Raw genomic sequence first — 24,259 nt, forward strand, 5'->3', positions numbered from 1 at the left:
AGATGACCGACTTAACGGCTAACCAACTGCCCTCTAACCACCTAACCAACTCTATAGTATAAAGTAGTTAGTATCAAGTATCAAGATGACCGACTTAAAGGCTAACCACCTCTATAGTATAAAGTAGTTAGTATCAAGTATCAAGATGACCGACTTAAAGGCTAACCACCTCTATAGTATAAAGTAGTAAGTATCAAGATAATTGACTTAAATTCAAATTAGCTAACCCTCTAACCGGCTAACCACCTAATTCTCTAACCACCTAACCTCTAACCAAATACCCGCCTAACCCAATCACTTACTTTCCGAAATTTTGCTTGCACTCCCAAAATTAAATAGCAAACTAAACCTCAATGTATTTGCTAAAGGGCTTGTTTGCGCATCGGCTATCAAATATGAAAGATCTAAATTTAACACATCGTACTTAAAACCCGCACCTACAGTAAAATAACGGGCGTTTCCTTTAGTCGGACTTTGATATTGGTAACCTGCCCTTAATGCAAACTGTTTGTTGTAAGTGTATTCAATTCCGGTAGATAGGCCAACTTCTTTCAATTCCTCCGTAAAGCCTCCCGGCGCATCACTAAATGAACCGAAAATGCCAGAAGGAACGGAACGATCTGGATCTTTGCCACTTGTAATGTTTCCATCGGTATCATAATTAGGTTGTGTGGGAACAAGAAGTTTGTTAAAGTCTAGTGCAAAAGTAAAATCGCTATTGTCATCAAAATTAAAGGTAGTTGCCGCACCAAGTTTTAAATTACCTGGTAAAAAATGACTTGCTCCGGTCGAGTAACTTACCTTTGTTCCAATATTTGATATATTGGCACCTATAGAAAGTGTTGCATCTGTGTTGAATAAGTTCATCGGACTTCTATAGATTCCCGCTACATCAACAGCTACAGCTTTAGCGGCAGCATATTCCTTACCTCCAGATACCTGACTTGATCCTAAATTAGAATAGATGAAGCGTAAAGTTGAGCCAAGTGCAAATTCATCGCCAAAAGAACGCACAAAAGAAGCATCAACAGCAATTTCGTTTGGCTTAAAACTGCCTAAATCTTGTCGGTTTTCGTCTAAGAGCTGAACATTTCCTAAGGAGAAATAGCGGAGAGAGGCGGCGATGGTATTTCGATCGTCTAGTTTATAATAGCCACTTAAATAACCCAAATTAATATCAGGTGCTAAACTTTTTAACCAAGGTGTATAAGATAGTCCAAAACCATATTGTTCTTTTAAGTTGGCAAGTTTTGCTACATTAATGCTAGAACTGTTTACATCACCAGCAACTGCAACACCAGCATTGCCCATACTTCCAGCCCTAGCATCGGGCGTAATCAGCAAGAAAGGAACAGCTGTATAGATGCTGTTGCCTTGGCTTCCATCAGTTTGAACCTGTGCCTTAGCAGTTATAACAAGCAATAAAAGCACTAAAATAATTGGGACGGTAAAGATGCGCATGTATGTTGTTTTTTCAAAAATAAGAAAAAAAAATAATGTTTTATCGGCTTACAGCTTTGTTAAAGTTGGGATAGCTGTTTGCATTTATGGCTTAATTATAAATAGCAAAATTTTTGCTAGTATGTTTTAATGGGAAAAGGTTAAATAATTTTAGATATTTTCCTCTATCAAATTTTCATTAAAAAATGGATGGTTTTTTTAGCCTGTTTGATTAAGACGATACTTCTTGTATATATGTTTCTTTTTAGCTTACAAAAGTTGTAAATTTGAAATAATTACATTGAAACCTTAAATACGTCCCAAGTATGCTTAATTCTTTGTTTTTTAAATATGTAAGTAGGGCTGTTTCTGTCTTGTTGTTTTGTTTTGTTTATAATGTAGCTTCTGCACAAAATATAACAAATTATGGTTTTACGGCAAGTGCTGGAACATTTACGGCTTTAGTTGGGGGTACTACACCAGGTGGACTAGGTACAACCGATGACGGTGCTTTTAATAACATACCTATCGGCTTCGATTTTTGGTACATGGGTGTTAAATACACTACAATATCAGCAGGAACAAATGGCCTTTTAAGTTTAGGTGGTCCAATTACGGCGGCGGGTTATTTGAATACTGATGATTTATCTGCTACAGGCGGCACTAATAGGCCCATATTGGCTCCATTATGGGATAACCTAAATATTGTTGCAGGTGCAAATTTTACTTATTTAACTACCGGCGCAGTTGGCTCTAGACTATTTACCTGTCAATATTTAACTATAAGGTGGAACTACTTGGCTGCTAGTTCTGCAATTTCGTTTCAAGTTATATTGGATGAGGCTACAGGTAAAGTTTCTTTTGTTTATCGACCAGAAACCGGAGCTATAAATGCTGGGGGTGCTTCTATTGGCATCACTGCAACTGCCATCGGCAATTCAAACTATCTTTCTCTAAACAATTCTACTGCAGGTGCCGTTGCAAGCTCTACAGTTTCAACTACAAATATAAGCACAAAACCGGTAGCAGGCCAAACCTATTCATTTCGTTCTACTGTAAACGCACCAACATCTTTAACTTTTACTGGAGTATCTAGTACTGGGATGACTTTAAACTGGGTGGATAATGCAACAGATGAGAATGGCTATGTAATCTACCAATCTACAGATGGTGGGTCAACCTATACTTATGCAGCCCTAACTGCTGCAAATGCTACCTCATATGCAGCTACAGGGTTAAATGCCTATACCAATTACTTTTGGAAAGTGTTTGCATTAAGGGAAACCCTAAGCAGTCCGTTAGCAGGAAGCCAAAACATGGCATTAGCGGCCACTTATGCTTATCCGTTTAACGGGAATGCTAACGATGCTGCGGGCACCCCTACCAATGACGTTTCGGGAAATAACAATAACGGTACGCTTGTCGGTGGTGTTACACCTGCTACAGATCGCTTTGGAAATGCGAATAGTGCTTACACTTTTAATGGTTCTACGGGCAACATTACGACAACAACTAAAATACTAACTCCGGGTCCTCAAGTCTTTTCGATAAGTATTTGGTTTAAAACAACTACAACTCAAGGCGGAAAATTAATTGGCTTTGGGAATCAGCAAAGTGGCGGAAGTGGGCAGTATGATCGACATGTTTATATGGACAATAATGGGAAGCTCTATTTTGGAATTTACAACGGTGGTTTTTCTATAATTGCCAGTACGACCGCCTATAACGACAATGTTTGGCACAACGCCATTGGGATTCTCTCAGGAACTGGCATGAAATTTTATGTGGATGGGGTTTCGATAGGGACAAATGCGAATACAGCTGCTGAGAATCATGATGGATATTGGAGAATTGGTTATGATGCTCTCGGAGGGGGATGGCAAAATGCACCAACTAGCCCTTTCTTTGCAGGTTCGTTAGATGATATACAGATATTTAATAGAGAAATTTCTGTTCCCGAGATTAACGGATTTAATAACGCTTTATTTAATGGATATGCTTACAAAAAGACCATCACTTTAAATACGACAAATATAATTGCAGGTACGCAAACCAATTTCCCGTATTTAATAAGCATTACAGATCCTGATTTAAAACAAACCACCAATGGTTGCGATTTGACAGGAGGAAATACTTCCTTTGGTAAAGTTACTTCTATTACCGGTGCAGACATTGCTTTTACTACCACAGACGGTGTCGCATTACCTTACGACATTGATAAATATGATCCGGCAACAGGAAGTTTATTGGTCTGGGTAAAACTGCCCTCTGTTTCTAATGCAACTAACTTGGCAATTAACATGCTATTTGGCAAATTAGCGCCTGGTACAAACAACGAAGCCACCGTATGGTCTGATTATAAAACTGTTTTTCATTTTAAGGAAAACATGTATACCGGAACTACAAAAGATGCAACGGCTGGATTGGTAGGTACAAATACTGGCATGACCGCTACTAACTTGGTTGCCGGTAAAATCGGTACTGCCTATAATTTTAACGGCACAACTCAGAAAATTGAGGTGCAAAGTAGTCCAGCCTACGCCATTACCTCATCTCCATATACCTTATCTGCTTGGATTAATATAAAATCAACTACGCCACCATTCGACGATCAAAAAATAATTGGTAACCAAACTAGTGCTGGTTTTGGTTATAAAATGGGGCTTAACACCAACACAACTTACGGCACTAACCCAGAAATGCAGAGTGACGGCAACCCAGATCGATTTGGACAGCCGAATACCACAGGCCCATTTTTCACTACAGCATTAAACACATGGTATTATGTACAGGGGGTATACAACGGCACCACACTGGCTATGTATGTGAATGGTGTTGCACAGCAAACTAGAACAGGGATAGGTGCGCCCAGTGCAGGGGGAGTGCTTAACATTGGTGTGGGTGAAGGAGGTAATGCATTTTGGTTCAATGGTATTATTGATGAACCCAGGGTTTCTCAAACAGCAAAAGACGCAAATTGGGGATTGTCTGAATATCGCAATCAAAACAACCCGGGTACTACTGGTACTTTGCCATCTGTTGTTTTACCTTTAGGTGGCTTACAGGCAGACGCTGTAGCGGCTTCCACTTACCCTGGTTTAGTCTATACTTTTACTGGTGCAACTTCGGCAACAGACTTTTCTGCCTTAGGTAATTTTACAAATAACACCATCAATTTAACTGAGTTGCCAGCTAGTACCGCAAAGGTTTCTGTAGTAATTCCAACAGGTAAAAGTCCGATGCTTTTTGCCTCAAAATCTTTTTATGGTGTATCTATAGCAAATGGAGCAATTCTGGCACTTAATGGCAATACATTAAATGTGGGTTGTAATGTTTACAATAGCGGCCAGATCTTTTATAACGCCAGTCTAGTCTCGTCATTAAATTTTAACGGTTCATTAGCTACACAAGACTATTTTGGAAATGCATCAACCAGCAATTTGGGCAATTTAATTATAAACAATTCTGCAAGCGGTACAATAAATATAAATGCAAGCAGTAATTTAAATGTTTACAATACATTAACGTTGATAAAGGGCAACTTGAGCACATCTGTTATTGGTACAGGTAAATTTACCTTGAAGTCATTCGAGAATCAAACGGCATCTGTTGCTTCAATACCTGCGGGTAGCGCCATTAGTGGTAATTTTTATGTCGAGCGGTTTATGAAAGGTGGCAACACGAATGCAAGACGTGGCTTTAGGCTGATGTCTTCTCCCGTACATGCACCGGGTGTTCCTCTTAATTACAACATATTCAATCTCAAACAGAACATGTATATTTCTGGCAGTCCTGATGCCGCAAATATTGGTGCGTCAGATCCTAACAGTGCTACGGTATTTGATTGGTCACCAAATCATAATCCCACCATTTATCGGTATAATGAGCCTGTTCCTGGCGCCGTATCTCAATACGATTATGCACCCATTTCTTTACCCTTAACAGGAAACATTTTTAAGGTAGGAGAAGGTGCTTATGTTTTTTTTAGAGGATTGAGATCTGCTACTGGTAATCGTTTCAGTACTTCTTTGCCAGTGGAGGATAATACGTTGGTTTACAATGGCGTTGTAAACCAGGGCTCATATTCGCCCGCGCTAACCTATACCAATACCGGCAGTACGGCAGACGGGTATAACTTGGTGGGCAATCCATATCCTTCAACAATAGATGTTACTTCTACGGGAATTACCTATACAAATCTAACACCATTTATAAATGTATTGAATCCTCAAACTAAAGTTTTCAATACATATAACAGAACTACCGGTGTATCTACAGGTAATGCATCGAAATTTATTGCTTCTGGTCAAGGTTTTTTTGTACAAAGACTCTCAGGCGCCCCTGCTATTACATTTGGTGAGGGTGCAAAAGTTGATCAGCAACTCCTTACTAATCCAACTGCGCCTACTCTTTTAATGTCCACTTCGCACTTTAAACAGATTGACTCAAAACCTCAATATTTAAAAATGCTGTTTATCAACCAAGCAGACAGTACTGCGCAAGATGATATAGTGATTGAATTTAATGAAAGCGGGAAGGAAAAGTTCGACGGAGCTGAAGATGCAAGTGATATGGGTGGTAATGGAACAACTTTCCTATCAAGTTACTCTTCAGATAACATTAAACTTGCTATAAATGATTATCCAGCCATTACAAAAGACACAAAAATTAAATTATCGGTATTAAGTTATTTATCTGGCTCTTTTAATCTTATTGCAACCGAAGTAGCAAGCTTAGATAAAAAATATGAAGCTTTGCTTATTGACAATTTTAAAGTTGATACCATAAAACTTGCAACGCAGAGTACTTATGGGTTCTCGATAGATCGATCCGTGCCAGAAACATATCGCGATGGGCGTTTTGAAGTTGCTTTCGCCGAAACACCATTAATGGTAAACACATTGTCTAATTTTTATGGCAGTGGCATAGCCGATCATATTAATGTTGGCTGGAAAATTGGAGTGGAGAACAAACCCGTGGTTTTTACCTTAGAGAAATCGATAGATACTATCAATTTCCATTCATTAACGAGTTTCTCATCAGATGCTAGAGAGGTGTATAGCTATATTGATAAGCAGCCGAACATTGGAGATAATTATTACAGGTTGATTCAAACAGATGTTAACGATCAAACGAGCTATTCATCAGTTATTAACATTAAATATGATGGTTTACCTTTGTCAAATACGGGCTTTACAGTTTATCCTATTCCGGTAATAAATAAATTGAACATTACGCTAAACAAAATCTATGATAATGAGACTACCGTACGTATCTATAATATTTCTGGGCAGGTTGTTACCAATGCAGCCTTTACTGGAGACAGCACAAGTATAGATTTTGCCAAGTTTAGTCCAGGCGTATACATTATAGAAATAACAAACTCGAATAAAACTATAGGTCGATCCAAATTTATAAAACAATAAATACAAAGAATGAAGAAGCTTTATATGGGTATTTTTTCAGCCCTTTTAATGATGATCATTATTATCTCTACGTTTCAAGATCTTTCTGCTAGGCAAAACGATCCAGGCCAACCCTGTGACCCAGATGCAGTGGTGGGTGTGGATCCACTCGCTTGTCCGATAGACAGTGATATAGTTTTTCTTTTGATTGGGGGAATCGCTTTGTATTTTGTGGCTAAACAAAAACAGGCTATCATTATAAAGGTTAATAGGGACTAGATAATTGTCCTTTGTTTAACCAACTGGGCGGGGTTGCCCTGATAGATGGAATAAGCTTCCAGATTTTTAGTGGCCACGCTACCTAAAGAAAGTACCGCGTGGCTGTGGGCAGTAACGCCTGGTGCTATTGTAGTGTTGGCGCCAGCCCAAACTCCGTTTTCTAATATAATTTCCTTTGTAATTAAATCGAAAGAGGTTTTTGTATAATTGTGGTTGCCTGTTATCAACATGGCCTTTTGCGATATACAACAATTTTTGCCAATATGCACCCAGTCTAAATTTTCTATATAACAATCGGCAAGCCAACTGTAGTCGCCTATGGTTAGTTTCCAAGGGTATTTAACATAAATTCCGGGTTTTATTCGGACCTCTTTTCCAATTTTGGCGCCAAAAAGGCGCAGTATAAAAACTAAAATTACACTAAAAGGAATTAGTCGACTCTTAAAAAAAAGAATGTTGATGAAATACCATAAAATCTGTTTAATAACAGAAGCTCCGATTTTAAAATCGCCGGTATTAAAATTCTTATGTAAATGGGTTTCTTGCAAAATGTAGTGTTTTATTCCTCCACAAACCCCAAAGGGGCTTTTACCTTTTTATTTTTCACTTATAGTCTGTGGGTTGAAACCCACAGTTATGATTTCGGACGAAGCTACGCATCTTCTAATTTTCTTTTCGTTTTTTAGATTCTGCTTTGAGCTTTCCGCTTTCCGCTTTAACCTTTAGGCTTTGAGCTTTTGGCTTTCTACCAATCCAAATATAAAGCATCCCAAAAACACATAGATAAACTAAAACATTAAATATTTCATGATGGTAGGTAAAGTTATGGCGTTGTGATTTAAAAAAACCCAATAATATTCCCAGTCCTGCAATTCTAAAAATATTAAGTATGTAGATAACTACCAAACCAATCACCAACATCTTAAAAGTTGATTTCCATGTAGATGGGAAAGAAAGAACAAAAGCTGTTAAAAAGCTCATAACGCCCAAGCCCAAACAAGAGTAATTAATGCGTAGTTGAGGGCCGTTTACCACCATTACATCTTGGTAATTATAAATAACATAAAAGCCAAATAATCGAATAATCGATGCAGCTGGTTTTATCAAGGCGCTTTTTAAGCCTTGTATATAGTTAAAATGATCTGAAATATACGAGTTGTAAAACCTAGCTTCTGGATTCATTACGCTATTCATAAATAGATTCCCTTGACTGAAAACAATATACAAACATATTAAAGTTAGAATAAATTTAATTGCTTGTTTGTTAGAATCTGTTTGCGCGTTGCCAAAATTTAATTTACTCATTGTTAATGTTTCTAAATTTTAATGTCGACAGCTGATTTCTCAATTTTTCTTAACAATTTTATTTTTTTATCAACCTGTTGTCGAAACCACAAGCCTTGAAGGTAATGAAATTTGATGCCGATTTTGCCATCTAAAATACCCAGTTTAAAAATCATGCGATAAATAAAATAAAAATAGGGGCGAATACCAAGTGGCAATCTCCACCATATTTTTTTAAACCAAGCTCTCCGTTCATCTGGGCTGCCAGATAAATGAGGCTTTAAAGTCTGAATTCTCAACTTTTTTCCTCGTTCAATTTCTTCTTCCGCAATGAGATTGCTATACTTCTCATGTTTTTCCAACCAGAAATTTAAATCGTTCTCTTTTAAATTTTCTTCAATCAAATATCCTTTTTCCCAAATAGTGGTTTCGCCCTTAACCACAAATCTATGGTCCATGTTTTCATTCAAATCAGAATAGCCAATGCCATTTCTAAACATTTTTAGTTGAAAAAAGGGAAAATAGCCACCAAATCGTATCCAACTGCCTTGAAAATAATTTTTCCTGTTGAAATAAATTCCATTTATATTGAGGTATGCATCATCCTTAAATCCTTGTAAAAGCATAAAAAGTTCACTACTTATCATTTGGTCTGCATCAAGACCAATAATCCAAGGCGTTTGAATGTCGAAAACTTTTAAAGCAAAATCCCATTGTTTAGGATGATTCTCGAATTTATTTACCTTAACTTCAGCCTTAAAATTGGAGGCAATTGTTAGGGTTTTATCAGTACTTCCACTATCTAAAATATATGTAGCAGCATTTAGTTCCTTTAACGAACTTAATAATCTAGGCAAATGAATCTCTTCATTGAAAGTTAAAATCACAAAGCTGAAATTTTTGTTCATCTAAATTAGGGTCTGATAGAGTTTAATGTAGCGATTTACAAGGTCATCAGAAAAATCTATCACTATGGTTTTAGGTGCATTTTCTCGAATAAAGTTTCTTTTTTTAACATCTTGATGTGCTTTTAAGATTTCATTTTTTATCTCGTCAATGTTTAAGGGCGCTATCCAACCGAAATCCTTTTGCTCGACATAATCTGCTAGGCCAACTTTATTTGAGATTAAAACAGGTGTTCCTACAGATAAACTCTCGATTACAACATTTGCAAAGTTCTCATTATAAGAAGTTAAAATCATAAGATCGTGATGAGCCAGAAGACTAAATTTATCTTCATTTTTTATTTGTCCGACCCAAATGATTTTAGAGTTAAGCTTTAAATTTTTGACTTTAGCCTTTAAGCTTTCCACATAATCCTCTTCTCCAGATCCTGCAATGGTTAATTGCCAGTTGAATTCTAACGCATTTAAGCCCTCAAATAAAAAGTCTAAACCTTTTTTCTGCTCAATTCTGGATAGAAAAATTAGTTTGAAGACTTGTTTTTCTTCGTTCGTTTTTCGTTTTTCGTCCGTGGTTTCCGCATTCCGATAAAATGATGCACGAACGTCGGAAGACGGTGGATGACCGCCCTGAGAAAGTTCCACTAAATTTGGAATCACTGTAATGCTTTTTGGTATTATTATAGACTGAATATCGACTCTCTCTAATTCGCTAGTTACATGTATGTGGCAGTAGGAGAGCAGGTTTTTGCCTATTGTTTGATGGATTATTTTCTTAGCTAGACTATGCCTATTCTGTTGGGTGTAATGCGTTAACATTCCTCTGGGCGATAAAACAACTGGTGCTTTAAACCATTTGGCAATAAAACAGCTAAAAATAGAAACTAAATTCCACCAAGCATGGATGTGCACTATTATCTTTGTGTTGTCATGCTGAGCCTGTCGAAGCACCTTCCTTAAATGCAATAGTAACGACGCCGAAAAATGCGTATGGTCTTTTGTAATTCTCTTAAAATAGGTTACCCGAACGCCATCTACCATCTGGGGCTCGCGTCTTGGTACGTTTAATTCCTTTTTTCCATTTGCGGTTGTGGTAAAAACTTGTATCTCGTTGGTCTTTGTTTCTTTACCTTCCTTATTCTTTATTCCTTGTTCCTTGTTCGCTACTTGCTCCGCAATGGCCTCGCACAATTTTGCAACCGACATAATCGGGCCGCCGTAAATGTATGCTGGTTTATAAGAAGCTGTAATATGAATGATTTTCAAAATAAAATAATAGTGTTCATTTTCCTAAACCCTAAACCTCTAACCACCTTTACTAACTGTAAATTTTGGTATTATTATTTTAACTACGATAAGAAGTTTGCATAAAGCGAGCATAATTAAGTAACTATAAAAAAAGTTGGAAATCATAAATTCGAAATTATTTCCTCGCCATAGTTGTTGGAATAGGCTATTAAATACAATTACACAACCTAGCTCATAACTGCCGAATAATTCTTCTGCCAAATTACACATGCTCTGCATAATCAAACCATAAATTAACATGGTAAAAAAAACGCCAGGAACTCCCCAACTTAGATAAGCATCAACCACTGGCCTAGTTTTCGCAGAAACAGAAGAAAACCTACTTGCAACGCCAGCTTCATAAACCCTTTCCATGGAAACCTCTTCCATATTAGGCTTTTCTTTCCAAAATATTCTGGGAATTAACGCCATAAAAGAATCTTCTAGAATTTTAAAGCCATAATAATCATGATGTGCAGGAACGTAGGCTACAAAGGTTGTAAACATGTCAATTTCACTTAATCGATTGGTTAAGAAGCTCCAATTTGTTTCTTCAATTTCATCTTGATTTTCATTTCCTAAGAGTGTTTCAAAAGCTTCTGTTCTGGCCTCTTCTGCCGATACTTCCCCATTCCATGATGATCTTACAACCGTATTGTATGTAGGGAGAAAGTATAATAAAAGATAGGCAGTCGGTATAGCGAGCCAAATAATTGCTTTTTTATAATAAGGTAAAAACAAACAAGCTAGTATGATTACATTGATAATTATCGGCTCTTTGTAACCGCTTAAGCTTGCATTTAAAAAATTGCCAATAAATATGAAAGAGCCAACCAATAGATAATTCAAGTTCTTTTCTACCACTCCTCTTACAAAAAGAACCGCTCCACAGCTAATCGCAACTGCGATAACTGGCAGCGCAACTTGGTTAAGTCCGGGTAGATACTGGCAAATAAAACCGATTGCATAACTAATTAAAGACAAGCCAATTAAATAATTGTGGCCAATATAAAAAGTGTAATTTTTAGGTTGAATAGGTTCTTTCTTAATCTTTAAAATAATACCGGTAACAATTGCTGCATGGCCAAGTAAACTCATTCTTTGACATTGTGCGATTAAATATGTTTTTTCAGAACCTTGAAATTGGAGTCCATTTTGAACCTCGGTAAAATACCTATAGCCCAGGTGGTCCATAAAATAGAATATGGATGTGACACACATGAAGCCGGCGAAAATGAATTGAGTTAGGTAAATTGGGCGCATGATTTGCCGGTAAATGGGCAAATCTTCGTTAACATATACTGATGGTGAAAACCATGTCCAATAAAATATAAATAGAGACCCTAACCACGCGATTATGTAAGACGCAACTGGTATCCCGCTAAATAAGTAGGCTAAAATTACTGGAATGAAAAGCGGTACAATGGTTTTCGATCGCTCGTTTGCTCCAATCATATCTTATCTAATTCGGTTCTAAAGCACTGCACTTGCGCCTTGAAGTTCCAAGATGCTATTTTGGCTAAGGATATTTTACCCATATTACGTAATAAATCTTTATCTGCGCACAATTTCTTTAGTTTGTCGATTAAATCGGCTTCATTTCCTGATTCAAAGCTATATCCGTTTTCATCATTGTTAACAAGATCAAATCCACAGCCTACTTTATCCGAAATCAAGATTGCTTTTCCCGCAGCCATTGCTTCATTTATCGTCAAGCCCCATGTCTCTGCAGGGCCTTTAGATGGTAAGCAAAACAAATCGCAAGCTTGGTATATTATCGGCATTTGCATTTGATTTTGAAAATCCATAAAATGAATGTTTTGAGATGTGAGACGAGAGATGTGAGATGTGAGATGTGGATTTTTGTTCTCTATTCGGTCAGCTTGAACTACAGCTAGAGAAGTGATAGACGATAGACCTTCAACTCTCAAACTTCGACTTTCAATACCTTTGTCATCCTGAGCCTCCCGAGAAATCGGGACAAGTTGTCGAAGGACTTCATTATCCTTTAACCCATAACCCCTAACCTCTAACCCTGCTTTCTTCTTTAAACTCTTTTCCAATTCCCCATTGCCCACAAAAAGTAAATGAACCCCTATCCTTCGGACAACCCCTAAAGGGTAAGAGGTTTTGTCGCCGACGGCATTGTTTTTCATGCCTTCGTACGACAAACTTTGAATTGTAGACTTTACACTTTTAACCTCCGATTTCGGACTTCCGACTTCCGACTCCTTCATTATCCTAATAAAAGCATTAAGTAAAAGTTCGGGGTTCTTTTTCTTTTCGAATTTACCTGCGAAGAGAATTAATATGTCTTCTTTTTTAATGTTAAGTGTTGTTCTAAGCTCCTCTGCTTCCCTAGCCTTATCTTCAGCAAATCGGTCATTGTCTATTGCGTGCGGAGCGAATATTAGTTGATTCGTTGGCATTCCAAATTTTTGGTAATATGCTTTATTGGCTTTACCCACATAAAATGCCTTATCCACGTGGCTATACACCCACTTTAAAAACAAGCTTCTTATTAACTGTTTGATACCTGTTTTTTCATCTATTAAATTGGAATCTCCCCTAAACCAAATAGGGATTTTCCCTTTAAAATAGCGCAGCACTTTTAGATGACTTTGATAAGCCCAACCGTAAACTAAAATAACATCGGGTTTGAAGGTGTTAATTTGTTGTATTAAATCTGGATTATCAATTCCCTTGTAACGGTGAGAACCGGGATTTTTAGCAGTATTTTGTAGGAGCTGATAATTGTATCCATCCAACAGTGGCAAATCCCAATGAATTAGTTTTTTAAAAGCAGGATCATATTTTTCTTTCGTTCCTTTATCTCCCCAAGTATAAAAAACTTTTAAATCGCAGGCTTTTGCCAGTAGTTGAAAGACCGGAACGTAATATTGGATGGGATGTGTGATGACGACGGCGAGTTTTTTCAATTGAAGATTAAAGTATTTAGAATTATTATTAATTTCTTTTTTAGTTCTCTCACTACGTTCTAGATGACAAACCGTTTAGGACAAGATGATAAATTTTACCCATTTCTGATTGATTTTGAAAGTTTTATTGAAGGCTTTTCTATCAGTTTGTAGAATATGTAACTCATTACTGTTACAACACATATAGCAAGTAATAAGATCATACTTCTACCTTCATTACCTTTTACAAAATTCATCGAAAAATTTATAATTCTACCTCCAATGGGTACGTGAATAAGGTATATCGAATAAGAAATTGAACCAATGAAAAGCAGATATTTGTTGGAATAATGATGGATAAACAATAAACTTAAACATGCAAAAGCTGCAAATGCACACGGAACTATCCCATTGTTATAATAAATTAGTGCAAGAATTAAGAGGTTTAAAAAAATACAATATTTGGTAGATAGAAGATGGGTTTTATTATAAAAGATTAAAATTCCTAGCACAAAATAAGGGGTAAAACCAAAAATTAAACCTCCATTTTTAATTAGTAGTGAGCTAATTAGAAATGCGGATAGAACAAGGTATCGTATCCAAACTTTAGAATGAACAAGTAATGGAAAAAGCGCAGCAATGAGTAAGTAGAATTGAAATTCTATTGCCAATGTCCAAAAAGCAGGATTTATCCAGTTTTGATTAAAGAAAGCATTTAGATAACCGAAATGTAAAGCAATGTTTATGAAATCGAACTTAAAGGGTTCGCCCTTAAAATATGGGGATAACGTGCTGAGGTAATTTAATGCCAAACAGATTATTATTGCACAAAAGTACGGAGGCTCTATTCTGGCAAATCTTCTTAACAAGAAAAATTTGTAATCAGCATACTTATAGTTATTTGCAAAAAGCGAATACGGGATAATAAAGCCAGATATTACAAAAAAAATCTGCACGCCTGCCCAACCGATGCTTCCAACTTCTTTTAACCAAAATCCATTTGGAAAATAGTTTGGGTTGCCATTGCTAAAGTGAAATAGGCAAACCGATAATGCAGCAATTGCTCTCAACATATCAACCGAAGCAATTCTTTTTGGATTTACTCTATCTTGGGATGTAATTAAACTAGTGTTGTTTATCATTCCAAAAATGGAAATTTGAAATTAGAGGGTTGATTTTAAGGAAAATATTTAATGAAATCTTTAGATTTTTTGATTAAAGACCTCGAACGGTTCAGCATTTTTGACTCTATTCTCTACATACTCCAGATCTCGAATGTAAATTGTATTAAAAATCCCAAAAGTGTCAAGCGCTGTAAGTGATCTTTTAAATGGATCGTAATGATAAGGTATAAATGATAGCTCAATTAATTTATCATGAATAAGGGTTTCATCATATCCATAACGGCCACTACTCCCGTTCAATTCGATTATGATGGCTTTTAAATTTAAATCTTTTAAAATTTCGTGAGCGCCGTTTAACACTTCTGTCTCAAAACCTTCCACATCTATTTTAATTAAAGCGGGTTTTACATTTGGGAAGTAATCATTTAGAGACACTATGGGTACTTGAATGAAATGATGATGATCTTCATTTTCAGCAATAATATGATTTGTGGTATCTTCATCAGAGCTAAATTTAAGAAGACCATGTTCTTTACCAACACCTTTGTTTTCGAGTTTTACTAAATTTTGGAGGTTATTTAGTTCGATGTTTTTTAGTAAAATATCAAAAGTAGATGGCACAGGCTCAAACGATATGGACTTCGATTTACAAATTCCAGAAGCTAATAATGTATAAGCGCCAACATTTGCTCCAACATCAAAGAAAACATCTTTAGGACGTAAGAAATGCAGTAGAAATCCCATGTCATGAAATTCATGCAAGCCCGTGTATATATTTCCGGTAACACCAGTTAGGCTTTTCTTTGCCAAGAAATAGGTTTGATCTACAAATTTTATAGGTTGTAATTCTTTATTTATTCTACATTTTACTTGCCATGTAAAAAACTTAAAATATGATTTAAGCAAATGTTTGCTAGCTAATGGATGTTGATTTATAAATCCAAAAGTTCTTTTAAATGCTTCCATTTTAACTAACTACTTTATTAAAGAGTTCAACCTGATTTTTAGTCATATTTTCTGCAGTGTAGCTATTAAATTCTCCCCATTCGGTTTTTGGGGCTTCTAAATTTTGAGCGGTATTTATTAAATAATTTTTTATCGAAGCTATACTTTCGTCTTTCTCATCAATTAAAGAGATTAGTTTACCTGCGTTGCAGTTTTGAATTATTTTCCCTGCACTACTTCTTGGATGAAAAAATGCCAATAAAGGTTTTTCGGCCAAGATGTACGGGTAGATTTTCGATGCCGTATATTGCGGATCGTCCGAACCCAAAATTAATAAAACATCTGCAGTTAACATGGTGTAAATACTTTCATAAAATGAGATTCGGTCTGTTCGCTCGTATACATAGCTGGCTAATCCCATATCATCAGCAATCGGTTTAATGGTTAATTTACCTTCGCCTTTTGGAGCGTAACTAGTGCCAATAAAATGAAATCTAATTTTGTTATATATTTCAGGAGATTCTTTCAAACCAATTTTAAAAGCAGAAAATAACAATTTTAGAGCAACTTGCATATCGTAACCACCACGGCCAATATATACGAAATTGATGCTGCCTTTTTCTTTAATGATGGAGGACGTAAATAAATTAGCGTTCGCTTTAACAAAATCAAAATCGGGTTGAAATGCACCGAAAGGAATAACCTGCTTAGGGATGGTTTTTACATTTGAATAACGTTTTTCTAACGTGTCGAGATAGGCGTTTGATACGCTGATTAACCCATGTACATTTTTCATGGCAATGGGCTCTAAATATTTATTCAATCGATAAGAGAACCAATATTTTTTCGGTCGTTCTGCTTTTGGTTTATCGTCATAATAGGTCGAATGCCAAGGGTCTTGCATGTCTATTACGTACGGAATATTAAACTTTTTCTTCCAGTAAGTACCCAAAATTAAAACCGGAAATTGGGTAGTAGAGAAATAAATTAAATCAAATTTTTCTTTTTTCAAAATCTGGTTAATCTTTCGCTTATAAAAAAACAACGAACGTAGTGCAATACTACCTAAGCCAATTTTGCTAGTCCATTTTTTAGAAAATGCTTTTACTAAATGAATTATAGTTTCTTTTGGAATGCCACGCAATAGCAAGGCATCTTTAACCAATTCGCTGTATTTGTCATCAACGGTTACCACTTCAGCTTCCCAACCAAATGTTGCAAAATAGGGTAAACTCATTCTAATTCGATGCATATCTGCAGCATTAGAAGGAGGGAAGTAGGGCGAAATTATTAAGACGCGTTTCAAATGGAAAGTGTTTTTTCTATTATCGATATGAACTTCTTACTTTCATTTTCCCAGTTTAAAACAGTTTGACCTAATTGAAAACTGTTTTCCTTAGTCTTAGCTAATAAATCAGGATTTTTAATATAAAAATTTAGAACTTCATATAGAGCTGTTGACGAATTTTTGCTATAAATTTTTCCGATTGTCGGATATTCAACAAGCAATGAAGATTGTGCGGCAGTGTCACTTGCAACGACAGCTAAACCAGCTAGAATATAATTAAAGATTTTGTTACTCAAGGCATTGTCATTATTTATTGAAAAGCTTGGCTCACTTGCAATGCCAATATCCATTTGACCTGCTAGTTTTAAAATCGCATTTGAATCAATTGGAGTATGTAAGATCGGCTTTACTTTTTTATTTAATTGTGATAAAAAATTTGTTGCAGGGTCTCCCAATAGATGAAGTTCATAGTCTGATGATTTAATTTTAGCTAGGGCATCGAATAATATATTCAGTCCTCTATTTTCTCCTATAGTTTGCGAAAACCAAAATAATTTGACTGGTTTGCCTGCAAAAGTTCGTTCTGTTATTTTAATATCTTGCTTATTAAATACATTGAGGATAGTTTTTGGATCTAAGGAGGGATATATATCTTTATATAATTTAGAGATTTGAGGACTACTTGTGCTTAAGTAGTCGGTTTTGGTAATGTATTTATCTTCAATCACTTTTTTTAAACGGTAACCACGTTCATAGTTAGCGGTTTCTAATCTATGAAAATCTTCTGCATCAAAACCGCATTTGGCTTTGTTTTTCTTTGCTGCTTTAACTGCGGCAGGTAGTGCGCCTAAATTATGGGCTATATATAAATCAGCATACGTTCTCTTTGCTTCTCGCAACAAAAAATAGGAAGATCTTGTGATTGCAAAATCAGAAAAATATCCAAATGTCAATGGAGATAGAAAAATGGCTACTTTTTGAAAAACACGACTTACGAAATATTTTAACTTTTCTTTTTTAGGGCTACCTCCAACACATATTGCTTTCCACTTCTTTTCAGCTAATAGTTTTTTGTCTAATTCAGTTGCCCATTCGTTCCAGTACTGGTAAATAACCGTCACTTCATATCCTTTCAAAATCAGTGTATCTGCTTCTTTTACCAATCTAGGATTTAGAGAAGGTTGGCCTGAAGAAATTAACGTAATTTTATTAACCAAGTTGACTTTTTCTGAATACGACCTGATTGATAATCTCAGGATCTATGCTAACTATTTTCTTTTCATTCAAATCATACGCTTCAAATCCAATGTTAATTAAGCTATCAAAACACAATAACGGATTTCCTAAACCATTAAAGTCTTGAGGATGTAGCTCAATTATAAATGTCACATTATCTAGATAACACTCATCAAAATTTTTCTTAAAAATTTTGCTTTCGAAACCCTCGATATCAATTTTCACTAAAATTTTTTCCTTTTTGTTAAATCCCGCTAATAACGCCCAAAAATCAACTGATTTAATTCTTTCCTTACCATTATCGCTAACATGCCCTAGCACTGAACCCTTAGAATTAAAATTCATGATGTCATTGGTGCAGGCCGCTACCGCATTTATTAAAGTGCACCTATTTTCCAGCTTATTATATTTGAGGGATTTAATAAGACATGCGTTAGCATTTTTATTTGGGTCGATAAATACTGAATTAATTGTTTTATTGTTTAGTAATACAGCAAGTCCTATGCCTCCAACATTGCATCCTACATCAATGTATCGATCATTTTGATAAGACATACCAATAATACTCTCCTGTAAATAACTGTCAAATTTCTGAAAACTCAAATTGCCTGTCCAAGCCCAAGAATGATCAACAGCATTAAAAAATAAACGGCCTGAATAGAACTTTTGAGAAAGAATGATATTTTTTGCAATAACTTTTGCAAAAGTTCTCAGGATAGGTATTCGGTGTAAAATTTTAACCATTAACTTTTATGTATTTAATCCAATCGTCAAGTTTTATGTCTTCATACCCTTCTTGTTCCCGTGGGAATTTACCCACTTTAACAAGTTCTAAAATTTTAGGTAAATGTTTAATAAAGTTCTTGTCTTTACTATTGGGATGCAGTACCCAAGCATTTAAATTTTTCATAATTAATCGTTTTCCATTTCTCCCCCCAATTGACTTAAACATGATTATTTCTGGATCTAATGGAAAAGCTCTGTTAAAATATTTCCTAACTAAAAGTTCCAGCATAAGTTTTCCCCTTACTAATGGGAGAAAGTTTGATAATCTTACTTTGTCAATTAGAAACACTCTAGTTGAAAACCAATCATTTTTCCAAAAATCATTTTCTGAAGTGAAAGGTCGTCCTTCGTGTTTCGAAGGAGGGTAATTAGGGTTATTTTCAAGACTAGGGCAAAGCCTTGGTACGGCGATAAGACAGTCTTTATTATTTTTTAAATGATTAATGGCGTCATCATACCAGCTGTAAGTTGGGTTTTGATATAAAAGCATATCCCCATCATAGTGTAAAACATACTGTGTTTCGGGTAATTCTATCCCAGCCCAATAACTCATATTTGCCGTACCGCCTGATGAATGTGTTGACTGATAAATATTATTTAGATATTTTTTTGATAGAAGAGGTATAATGCTATCGTTAGGTTTCAAAAAATATACTTTTGTTACTAATCCATTTGCCAGAAATTCATTACATATTCCAATTAGGCGATCAATTTTCAAGTTAAACTCTAGCATTGGAAATTTAACATCGGGATCAAGAAGCTTTGTTTTTTGAGGTCGACAACAGTCTGCTATAATCAATATATTTTTAATGTTTGCGTGTTTCATCAGTAATGCTGGAACAGTCATTTCTGCATAATCCACATCCCCAGGAGATAGATTTATTTGTAAAGTAATATTATCATTAAGTTTAGCTTCCATTAATTTTGAATTAAATTTGTATTAATGAAAAGCACATTGCAAAAACCAAGTCTAAGTTTAGTGTTTCCCCATCGATATGGTTCATAAAATCCAGAGGTTAAGAAACCTAATTTATTAAGGTAAGCTTCTATATCTGTAAACATTGTTTTAAAATTGTCGTTTCGGTCAAATCCAACTTCCGCATAAATACACTTAACCTTGCCTTCTAGAAATAATTTATCAAAACCCATCAAAACATTCATTTCAAACCCTTCAGTATCGATTTTTAAAATGTCAATGGTCGTAATGTTATTTTCTTCACAAAACAAAGTACCGGTAGATACATTTATCATTATAGCACTAACATCATCAGGAGAAACTAAGCTTTTAAGTGAATTTGTTTCTGAATCATTTTGGTTGATTATTGATAATCTTTCCTGTACGTGTCCTAATGCGATATTGAAATTTTTAATTTGAGGAAATTTGGTCGTATTTTTTGCTAAAATACTGAATGTTGATGCTACTGGCTCAAAAGTAAATATTCTTGATTTGGGAAAGGAATTTACAAACCCCAACGAAGTTTGCCCAGTATTTGCACCAACATCAAAAATATTATCTATTGATATAGATGCTCGTTTTAAATCCAGATTAAGATATCTGCCATTTGGGATAAAATTCAATAATCTATAATCAAAATCATATAATTTGATGATGAAATTATTTATTAATCTGCCTATTATAAGTTTAAGGCTCATTTCTTTTTGATATTAGTTTATAATATAGTTTCAGATAATCATCAACAATTACCGATGAGGAAAAATTCTTCATGTAATGTTCAAAAACCGTGGTACGAGAAATGTTTTTAATCTGATTTACATACTCAACCAACTCATTGACAGTATTGCCGTAATAGCCATTTACGCCCTGAACAACTACCTCAGGTACAGCACCTCTTTTAAATCCGATTACAGGAGTGCCACAAGCCATTGCCTCAACCATGACAATACCAAAAGGCTCATCCCAAATTATTGGCATTAATAGCGCACAGGAATTAGATAATAACCTCTTCTTCTGTTCATCATCTACTGGGCCAACATATCTAATCTTTTCCGATAAATATGGGTAGATTTTTTCGTCAAAGTAGGATTGATGTTCTTGACTAATATTACCACAAATGATTAAATCCTTATTAGTTCGATTAGCTATCTCTATAGCAAGATGAACCCCTTTAATTGGTTCTATTCTGCCTAAAAAAATAAGTGGCTTAGCATTATCAAACTGTTGTGTGAAGCTATATTTTGCTGGGTCGGTACCGTTATAAACTGTGTAACTTTTTGCAAATGGTGAAATTTTATCACTAATGTACTTACTGCAACCTGTAAAAAACAGTGTATTTTTTCGGGCGAGTTTATGTGCCTTTTTAATCTGACCAATAGTGGGCTCTCTTTGGTAGCTCATTATTTTAGGTGTTTTAGAAAATAATGCTGGCAATAAATAGGCAAGTCTGCTAAAACTATGAATAATATCAAATTGATTTGTGAGTAAAACTTTATTCACAAAAATCATATTTTTCAATGTACCAACTGTATCATTTGTTTTGCTAGGATAAGGGTAAAACAATGCTTTAGTTACAGATTCCTTATGTGCAAACAAAGAAACTTGATGCCCTTGTTTAACTAGTCCTTCAACAAGCATTTCAATAATTCTCTCAATACCACCATAGTATGTTGGAGGAACTGGTATTTGCGGATCAGCAGTAATTGCAATTTTGAGTTTTTTAAATGGCTGATCTAATTCTCTTTGCATATTTCCATCCTATTATCTTTGTAATTAAATTTGTAATTTTACCTGAAGGAAAAGGTAAATCGCTACCTCCCAATTGTTGAATAAGCTTTTCACTTTTCATTACAAGTTCTGGATAAGTGGGATAGGAACTATAAACGAATAATTGTAATAGATTTGCGCAGGATTTCTCAACATCCGAGTCTCCTTTAAAACTTTCTAATGCATACTCAATCCCCTTTAACGTGGATGAATAGTAGGATTTATAGCCTATTAAATCTTTCTTATTCGATAAGCTATCCAAACCTGATCTGTAAAATAAATAGCTCTCATTATTGAATATAATTTTCTCAGAAGTTTTAAAAATTCTTGTAAAAAACTCAAAATCATCGTTTAAACTCAGTTCTTCATTCCATAAGCCTGCAATTTCAAGTAAGTTTCTCGGAATTAAGGCTCTACCAGGATTAGTCATTGATTTTGTATTGTACCAATAAGTATTTATCCACTTAAGGAACGTGAAGGTTTCACGAGGTGTTTCTTCAATTTTCAAAGTGGTCAGATCATTGTTATGGAAACGCCCCCATCCAGAAAATACTACCGAATTTAAATCCTTCCTGATTGCATCATACTGTGTTGCAATAAAATTAGGCATTACATAATCGTCTGCATCAAAAAATACAATGAAATCGCCATTCGCTTTTTCATAAGCAAAATTTCTTGCTTTACATGCACCGCTGTTTGGGATATTAAAAATTTTTAATCGTTCATCTTTAATTGATTCTAAAAATTCTTCTGTTTGGTCTTGTGAGCCATCATTTACGACAATGATTTCAATATTTGAATAACTTTGTACGCAAATGCATGTTATTGTTTGCACTATATATTGAGCTGAATTATACGCAGGAATGCACACTGAAATTAAGGGCAGTTTTTCATTCATGCTAAGTAATGTTATGAAGTCTTTTTAATTGCTCAAATTTTGATCGATAATCATAAGTTCCATTTTTATCAAAATTGCCGACTTTCCAAATTTCATTCCACAAATGTAAAGTGAAAGATTTTTGATTAATTGTACGTCCTTGCATTGTTTTTGGCTTTATTAGTGGTCTGATGATTTCTTTTAACTTCGCAGTTGTGGCCATTTTCCCCAGAACTAAATCGGCTATAAACCGCCAACTTATAGGATTAAACTCATAATACGGTCTAACCAGTTTGTCGAGTGAAAGTTCCTTTATTGCTTTTTGAAATAAAAAGGGACCAGCTAGCCCAAAGCTCATCGTTTCAAAGTCTAACTTATCAATCTCTTGAAGACAATAGTCAAGAAATAAACTATCCTTTGGTGCTTTAAAAATACAATTATTCACCAACGATCCATATTCGGTTTCGAAGCTAGAACAAAAAACATGATCTTCCTCAAAACTTAATTTCTTTAAACAAATAATATCCATGTCAACCCACCAACCGCCATTCTTTTTAATCATAACTAAACGAAAAACATCTGCAAAGCCAGATACAGAATCTTTAGCCCAGCCTATTTTATATCGGAATATTTTTTCCTCGGGAAGAATCATTCTCGCATCGAATACAGTTGTTCCTTCAGGAACATTATTTATCTGCTGATAGGTGTATAAATGGAAATCATGACCACAATCTAGAAATGATTGAATGCATAATTTTTCGACATTAGAAAGTTCACCGCCAATCCATAGCGATTGAACAGGTGTTTTTATTAAACGATCCTCCATGCTTTTTTTAAATAGAATTCTTTCGATAAATCGACGTAATGATGGAGAATACCCTGTTTACATGCGATAGCTTTATTGTCTGGATTAACAATGTAGGCTGTTTTGTTTAAAATAATAACTTTTTTTTTTGAGAGAATCATTGCTGTTAATGCCTGTTCCAAAAAGTAAGATGTCCCTTCACTATTCTCCAACTCACCAATCCAAAGCTCTATGTCATCCCAATTTATTGAATCACTTTTTAAACCGATAAGGCCTACATTAATCATATCTGGAATATCTGCTCCTGTAAGTTTCTCCATAGTAGTTTCCCTATAACCATACGACTGTTGGCAATCTTGTATACAAATTGCATCAGTAGGTTTTCTAAGCCAATTTTCAATTTCAGGAGATTTATCCCAAAAGAGCATATCAGAATCTAAAACCAGCTTATATTCATTACTGTTAAGAGTATGGATGTCTGTTAATTTCTTTAAGTGTGGATAGACTTGCCGCTTGAGGTTAATATTTGGATATTTATCTTGTGGTAATTTTTTTGCTAAATTGGCTTCTATTGTTTTAGTCTCAATAATTTCTACACCTGGCAATTGAAGCTTAATTCTACACAATAATTTACGATCAAAAGTTCCATCATCCACCAAGATAAATTTATATTCATTTGTATTATGCTTCGCCAAGGAATGAATGCAAAATAGTGTTTGATGTATGAATTTTTTTCCTGTAAGAAAATGTATTGGGTAACCAGTTGGAAATGACTTGACAGGAGGGAGTATTTTGGCCGCCTTAATCATAGCTTTCTCCGAAAACTTAATTCTTTGATAATTTAAAAGACCGCCAAATCTGTTAAACTTACGTAAATATGAAGTGGGATATCTATAAATGATATCTATAATTTTTTGTAATAAATTTTTTGTCAAGTAGTTAATTTATTTAGTTTACAAAT

General features: G+C 35.1%; 20 protein-coding genes. 2 read left to right on the forward strand and 18 right to left on the reverse strand.

Going from position 1 to position 24,259, the window contains the following annotated elements; all coding sequences use genetic code 11:
* Positions 1-294: 294 nt before the first annotated feature.
* Complete coding sequence (porV, locus tag ABIB40_RS17345; RefSeq protein WP_354360661.1) at positions 295-1,461, reverse strand: type IX secretion system outer membrane channel protein PorV; 1,167 nt, start codon at positions 1,459-1,461, stop codon at positions 295-297.
* Between the two features lie 305 nt (positions 1,462-1,766).
* Here porV and ABIB40_RS17350 point away from each other — a divergent pair, with 305 nt between their 5' ends.
* Both ABIB40_RS17350 and ABIB40_RS17355 read left to right on the forward strand, forming a co-directional pair.
* Positions 1,767-6,866, forward strand: coding sequence for a DUF2341 domain-containing protein (locus ABIB40_RS17350; RefSeq protein WP_354360662.1), 5,100 nt, complete (start codon positions 1,767-1,769; stop codon positions 6,864-6,866).
* A gap of 9 nt (positions 6,867-6,875) precedes the next feature.
* Complete coding sequence (locus ABIB40_RS17355; RefSeq protein ID WP_354360663.1) at positions 6,876-7,124, forward strand: hypothetical protein; 249 nt, start codon at positions 6,876-6,878, stop codon at positions 7,122-7,124.
* Here ABIB40_RS17355 and ABIB40_RS17360 read toward each other — a convergent pair.
* From ABIB40_RS17360 to ABIB40_RS17440, 17 genes are all read right to left on the reverse strand, one after another.
* On the reverse strand, positions 7,121-7,672 hold the full coding sequence (locus ABIB40_RS17360; RefSeq protein ID WP_354360664.1) for a WcaF family extracellular polysaccharide biosynthesis acetyltransferase: 552 nt from the start codon (positions 7,670-7,672) through the stop codon (positions 7,121-7,123). The genes ABIB40_RS17355 and ABIB40_RS17360 overlap by 4 nt on opposite strands.
* A 115-nt stretch (positions 7,673-7,787) precedes the next feature.
* Positions 7,788-8,429, reverse strand: a complete 642-nt coding sequence (gene xrtY / locus ABIB40_RS17365; RefSeq protein ID WP_354360665.1) for an exosortase Y — start codon at positions 8,427-8,429, stop codon at positions 7,788-7,790.
* A gap of 11 nt (positions 8,430-8,440) precedes the next feature.
* Positions 8,441-9,316, reverse strand: coding sequence for a glycosyltransferase family 2 protein (locus ABIB40_RS17370; RefSeq protein ID WP_354360666.1), 876 nt, complete (start codon positions 9,314-9,316; stop codon positions 8,441-8,443).
* Positions 9,317-10,576, reverse strand: a complete 1,260-nt coding sequence (locus ABIB40_RS17375) for an XrtY-associated glycosyltransferase XYAG1 (protein ID WP_354360667.1) — start codon at positions 10,574-10,576, stop codon at positions 9,317-9,319.
* Between the two features lie 39 nt (positions 10,577-10,615).
* Positions 10,616-12,052, reverse strand: coding sequence for an exosortase Y-associated Wzy-like protein (locus ABIB40_RS17380; RefSeq protein WP_354360668.1), 1,437 nt, complete (start codon positions 12,050-12,052; stop codon positions 10,616-10,618).
* Positions 12,049-13,536 (reverse strand): glycosyltransferase family 4 protein, encoded by a 1,488-nt coding sequence (locus ABIB40_RS17385; RefSeq protein WP_354360669.1) that lies wholly within the window; start codon positions 13,534-13,536, stop codon positions 12,049-12,051. The genes ABIB40_RS17380 and ABIB40_RS17385 overlap by 4 nt, the downstream gene beginning before the upstream one ends.
* Before the next feature lie 95 nt (positions 13,537-13,631).
* Positions 13,632-14,657 (reverse strand): acyltransferase family protein, encoded by a 1,026-nt coding sequence (locus ABIB40_RS17390; protein WP_354360670.1) that lies wholly within the window; start codon positions 14,655-14,657, stop codon positions 13,632-13,634.
* 60 nt (positions 14,658-14,717) lie between these two features.
* The gene (locus tag ABIB40_RS17395; protein ID WP_354360671.1) at positions 14,718-15,605 is read right to left on the reverse strand and encodes an FkbM family methyltransferase; all 888 of its coding nucleotides are present in this window, start codon (positions 15,603-15,605) and stop codon (positions 14,718-14,720) included.
* A gap of 1 nt (position 15,606) precedes the next feature.
* Positions 15,607-16,836, reverse strand: coding sequence for a glycosyltransferase (locus ABIB40_RS17400; protein WP_354360672.1), 1,230 nt, complete (start codon positions 16,834-16,836; stop codon positions 15,607-15,609).
* Positions 16,837-16,886: 50 nt separating this feature from the next.
* On the reverse strand, positions 16,887-18,089 hold the full coding sequence (locus ABIB40_RS17405; protein WP_354360673.1) for a glycosyltransferase family protein: 1,203 nt from the start codon (positions 18,087-18,089) through the stop codon (positions 16,887-16,889).
* Complete coding sequence (locus ABIB40_RS17410) at positions 18,082-18,852, reverse strand: FkbM family methyltransferase (protein ID WP_354360674.1); 771 nt, start codon at positions 18,850-18,852, stop codon at positions 18,082-18,084. The genes ABIB40_RS17405 and ABIB40_RS17410 overlap by 8 nt, the downstream gene beginning before the upstream one ends.
* Positions 18,845-19,813 (reverse strand): hypothetical protein, encoded by a 969-nt coding sequence (locus ABIB40_RS17415; RefSeq protein WP_354360675.1) that lies wholly within the window; start codon positions 19,811-19,813, stop codon positions 18,845-18,847. Before ABIB40_RS17415 ends, ABIB40_RS17410 begins: the two co-directional genes overlap by 8 nt.
* Positions 19,813-20,547 (reverse strand): FkbM family methyltransferase, encoded by a 735-nt coding sequence (locus ABIB40_RS17420; RefSeq protein ID WP_354360676.1) that lies wholly within the window; start codon positions 20,545-20,547, stop codon positions 19,813-19,815. Before ABIB40_RS17420 ends, ABIB40_RS17415 begins: the two co-directional genes overlap by 1 nt.
* Complete coding sequence (locus ABIB40_RS17425) at positions 20,537-21,598, reverse strand: glycosyltransferase family 4 protein (RefSeq protein ID WP_354360677.1); 1,062 nt, start codon at positions 21,596-21,598, stop codon at positions 20,537-20,539. Before ABIB40_RS17425 ends, ABIB40_RS17420 begins: the two co-directional genes overlap by 11 nt.
* Complete coding sequence (locus tag ABIB40_RS17430) at positions 21,570-22,514, reverse strand: glycosyltransferase family 2 protein (RefSeq protein ID WP_354360678.1); 945 nt, start codon at positions 22,512-22,514, stop codon at positions 21,570-21,572. The genes ABIB40_RS17425 and ABIB40_RS17430 overlap by 29 nt, the downstream gene beginning before the upstream one ends.
* A gap of 1 nt (position 22,515) precedes the next feature.
* On the reverse strand, positions 22,516-23,319 hold the full coding sequence (locus tag ABIB40_RS17435; RefSeq protein WP_354360679.1) for a glycosyltransferase: 804 nt from the start codon (positions 23,317-23,319) through the stop codon (positions 22,516-22,518).
* Positions 23,304-24,233 (reverse strand): hypothetical protein, encoded by a 930-nt coding sequence (locus tag ABIB40_RS17440; protein ID WP_354360680.1) that lies wholly within the window; start codon positions 24,231-24,233, stop codon positions 23,304-23,306. Before ABIB40_RS17440 ends, ABIB40_RS17435 begins: the two co-directional genes overlap by 16 nt.
* Positions 24,234-24,259 lie beyond the last annotated feature (26 nt).

Origin of the sequence: Pedobacter sp. UYP30, assembly GCF_040547165.1 — a bacterium.
GTDB lineage: Bacteria > Bacteroidota > Bacteroidia > Sphingobacteriales > Sphingobacteriaceae > Pedobacter.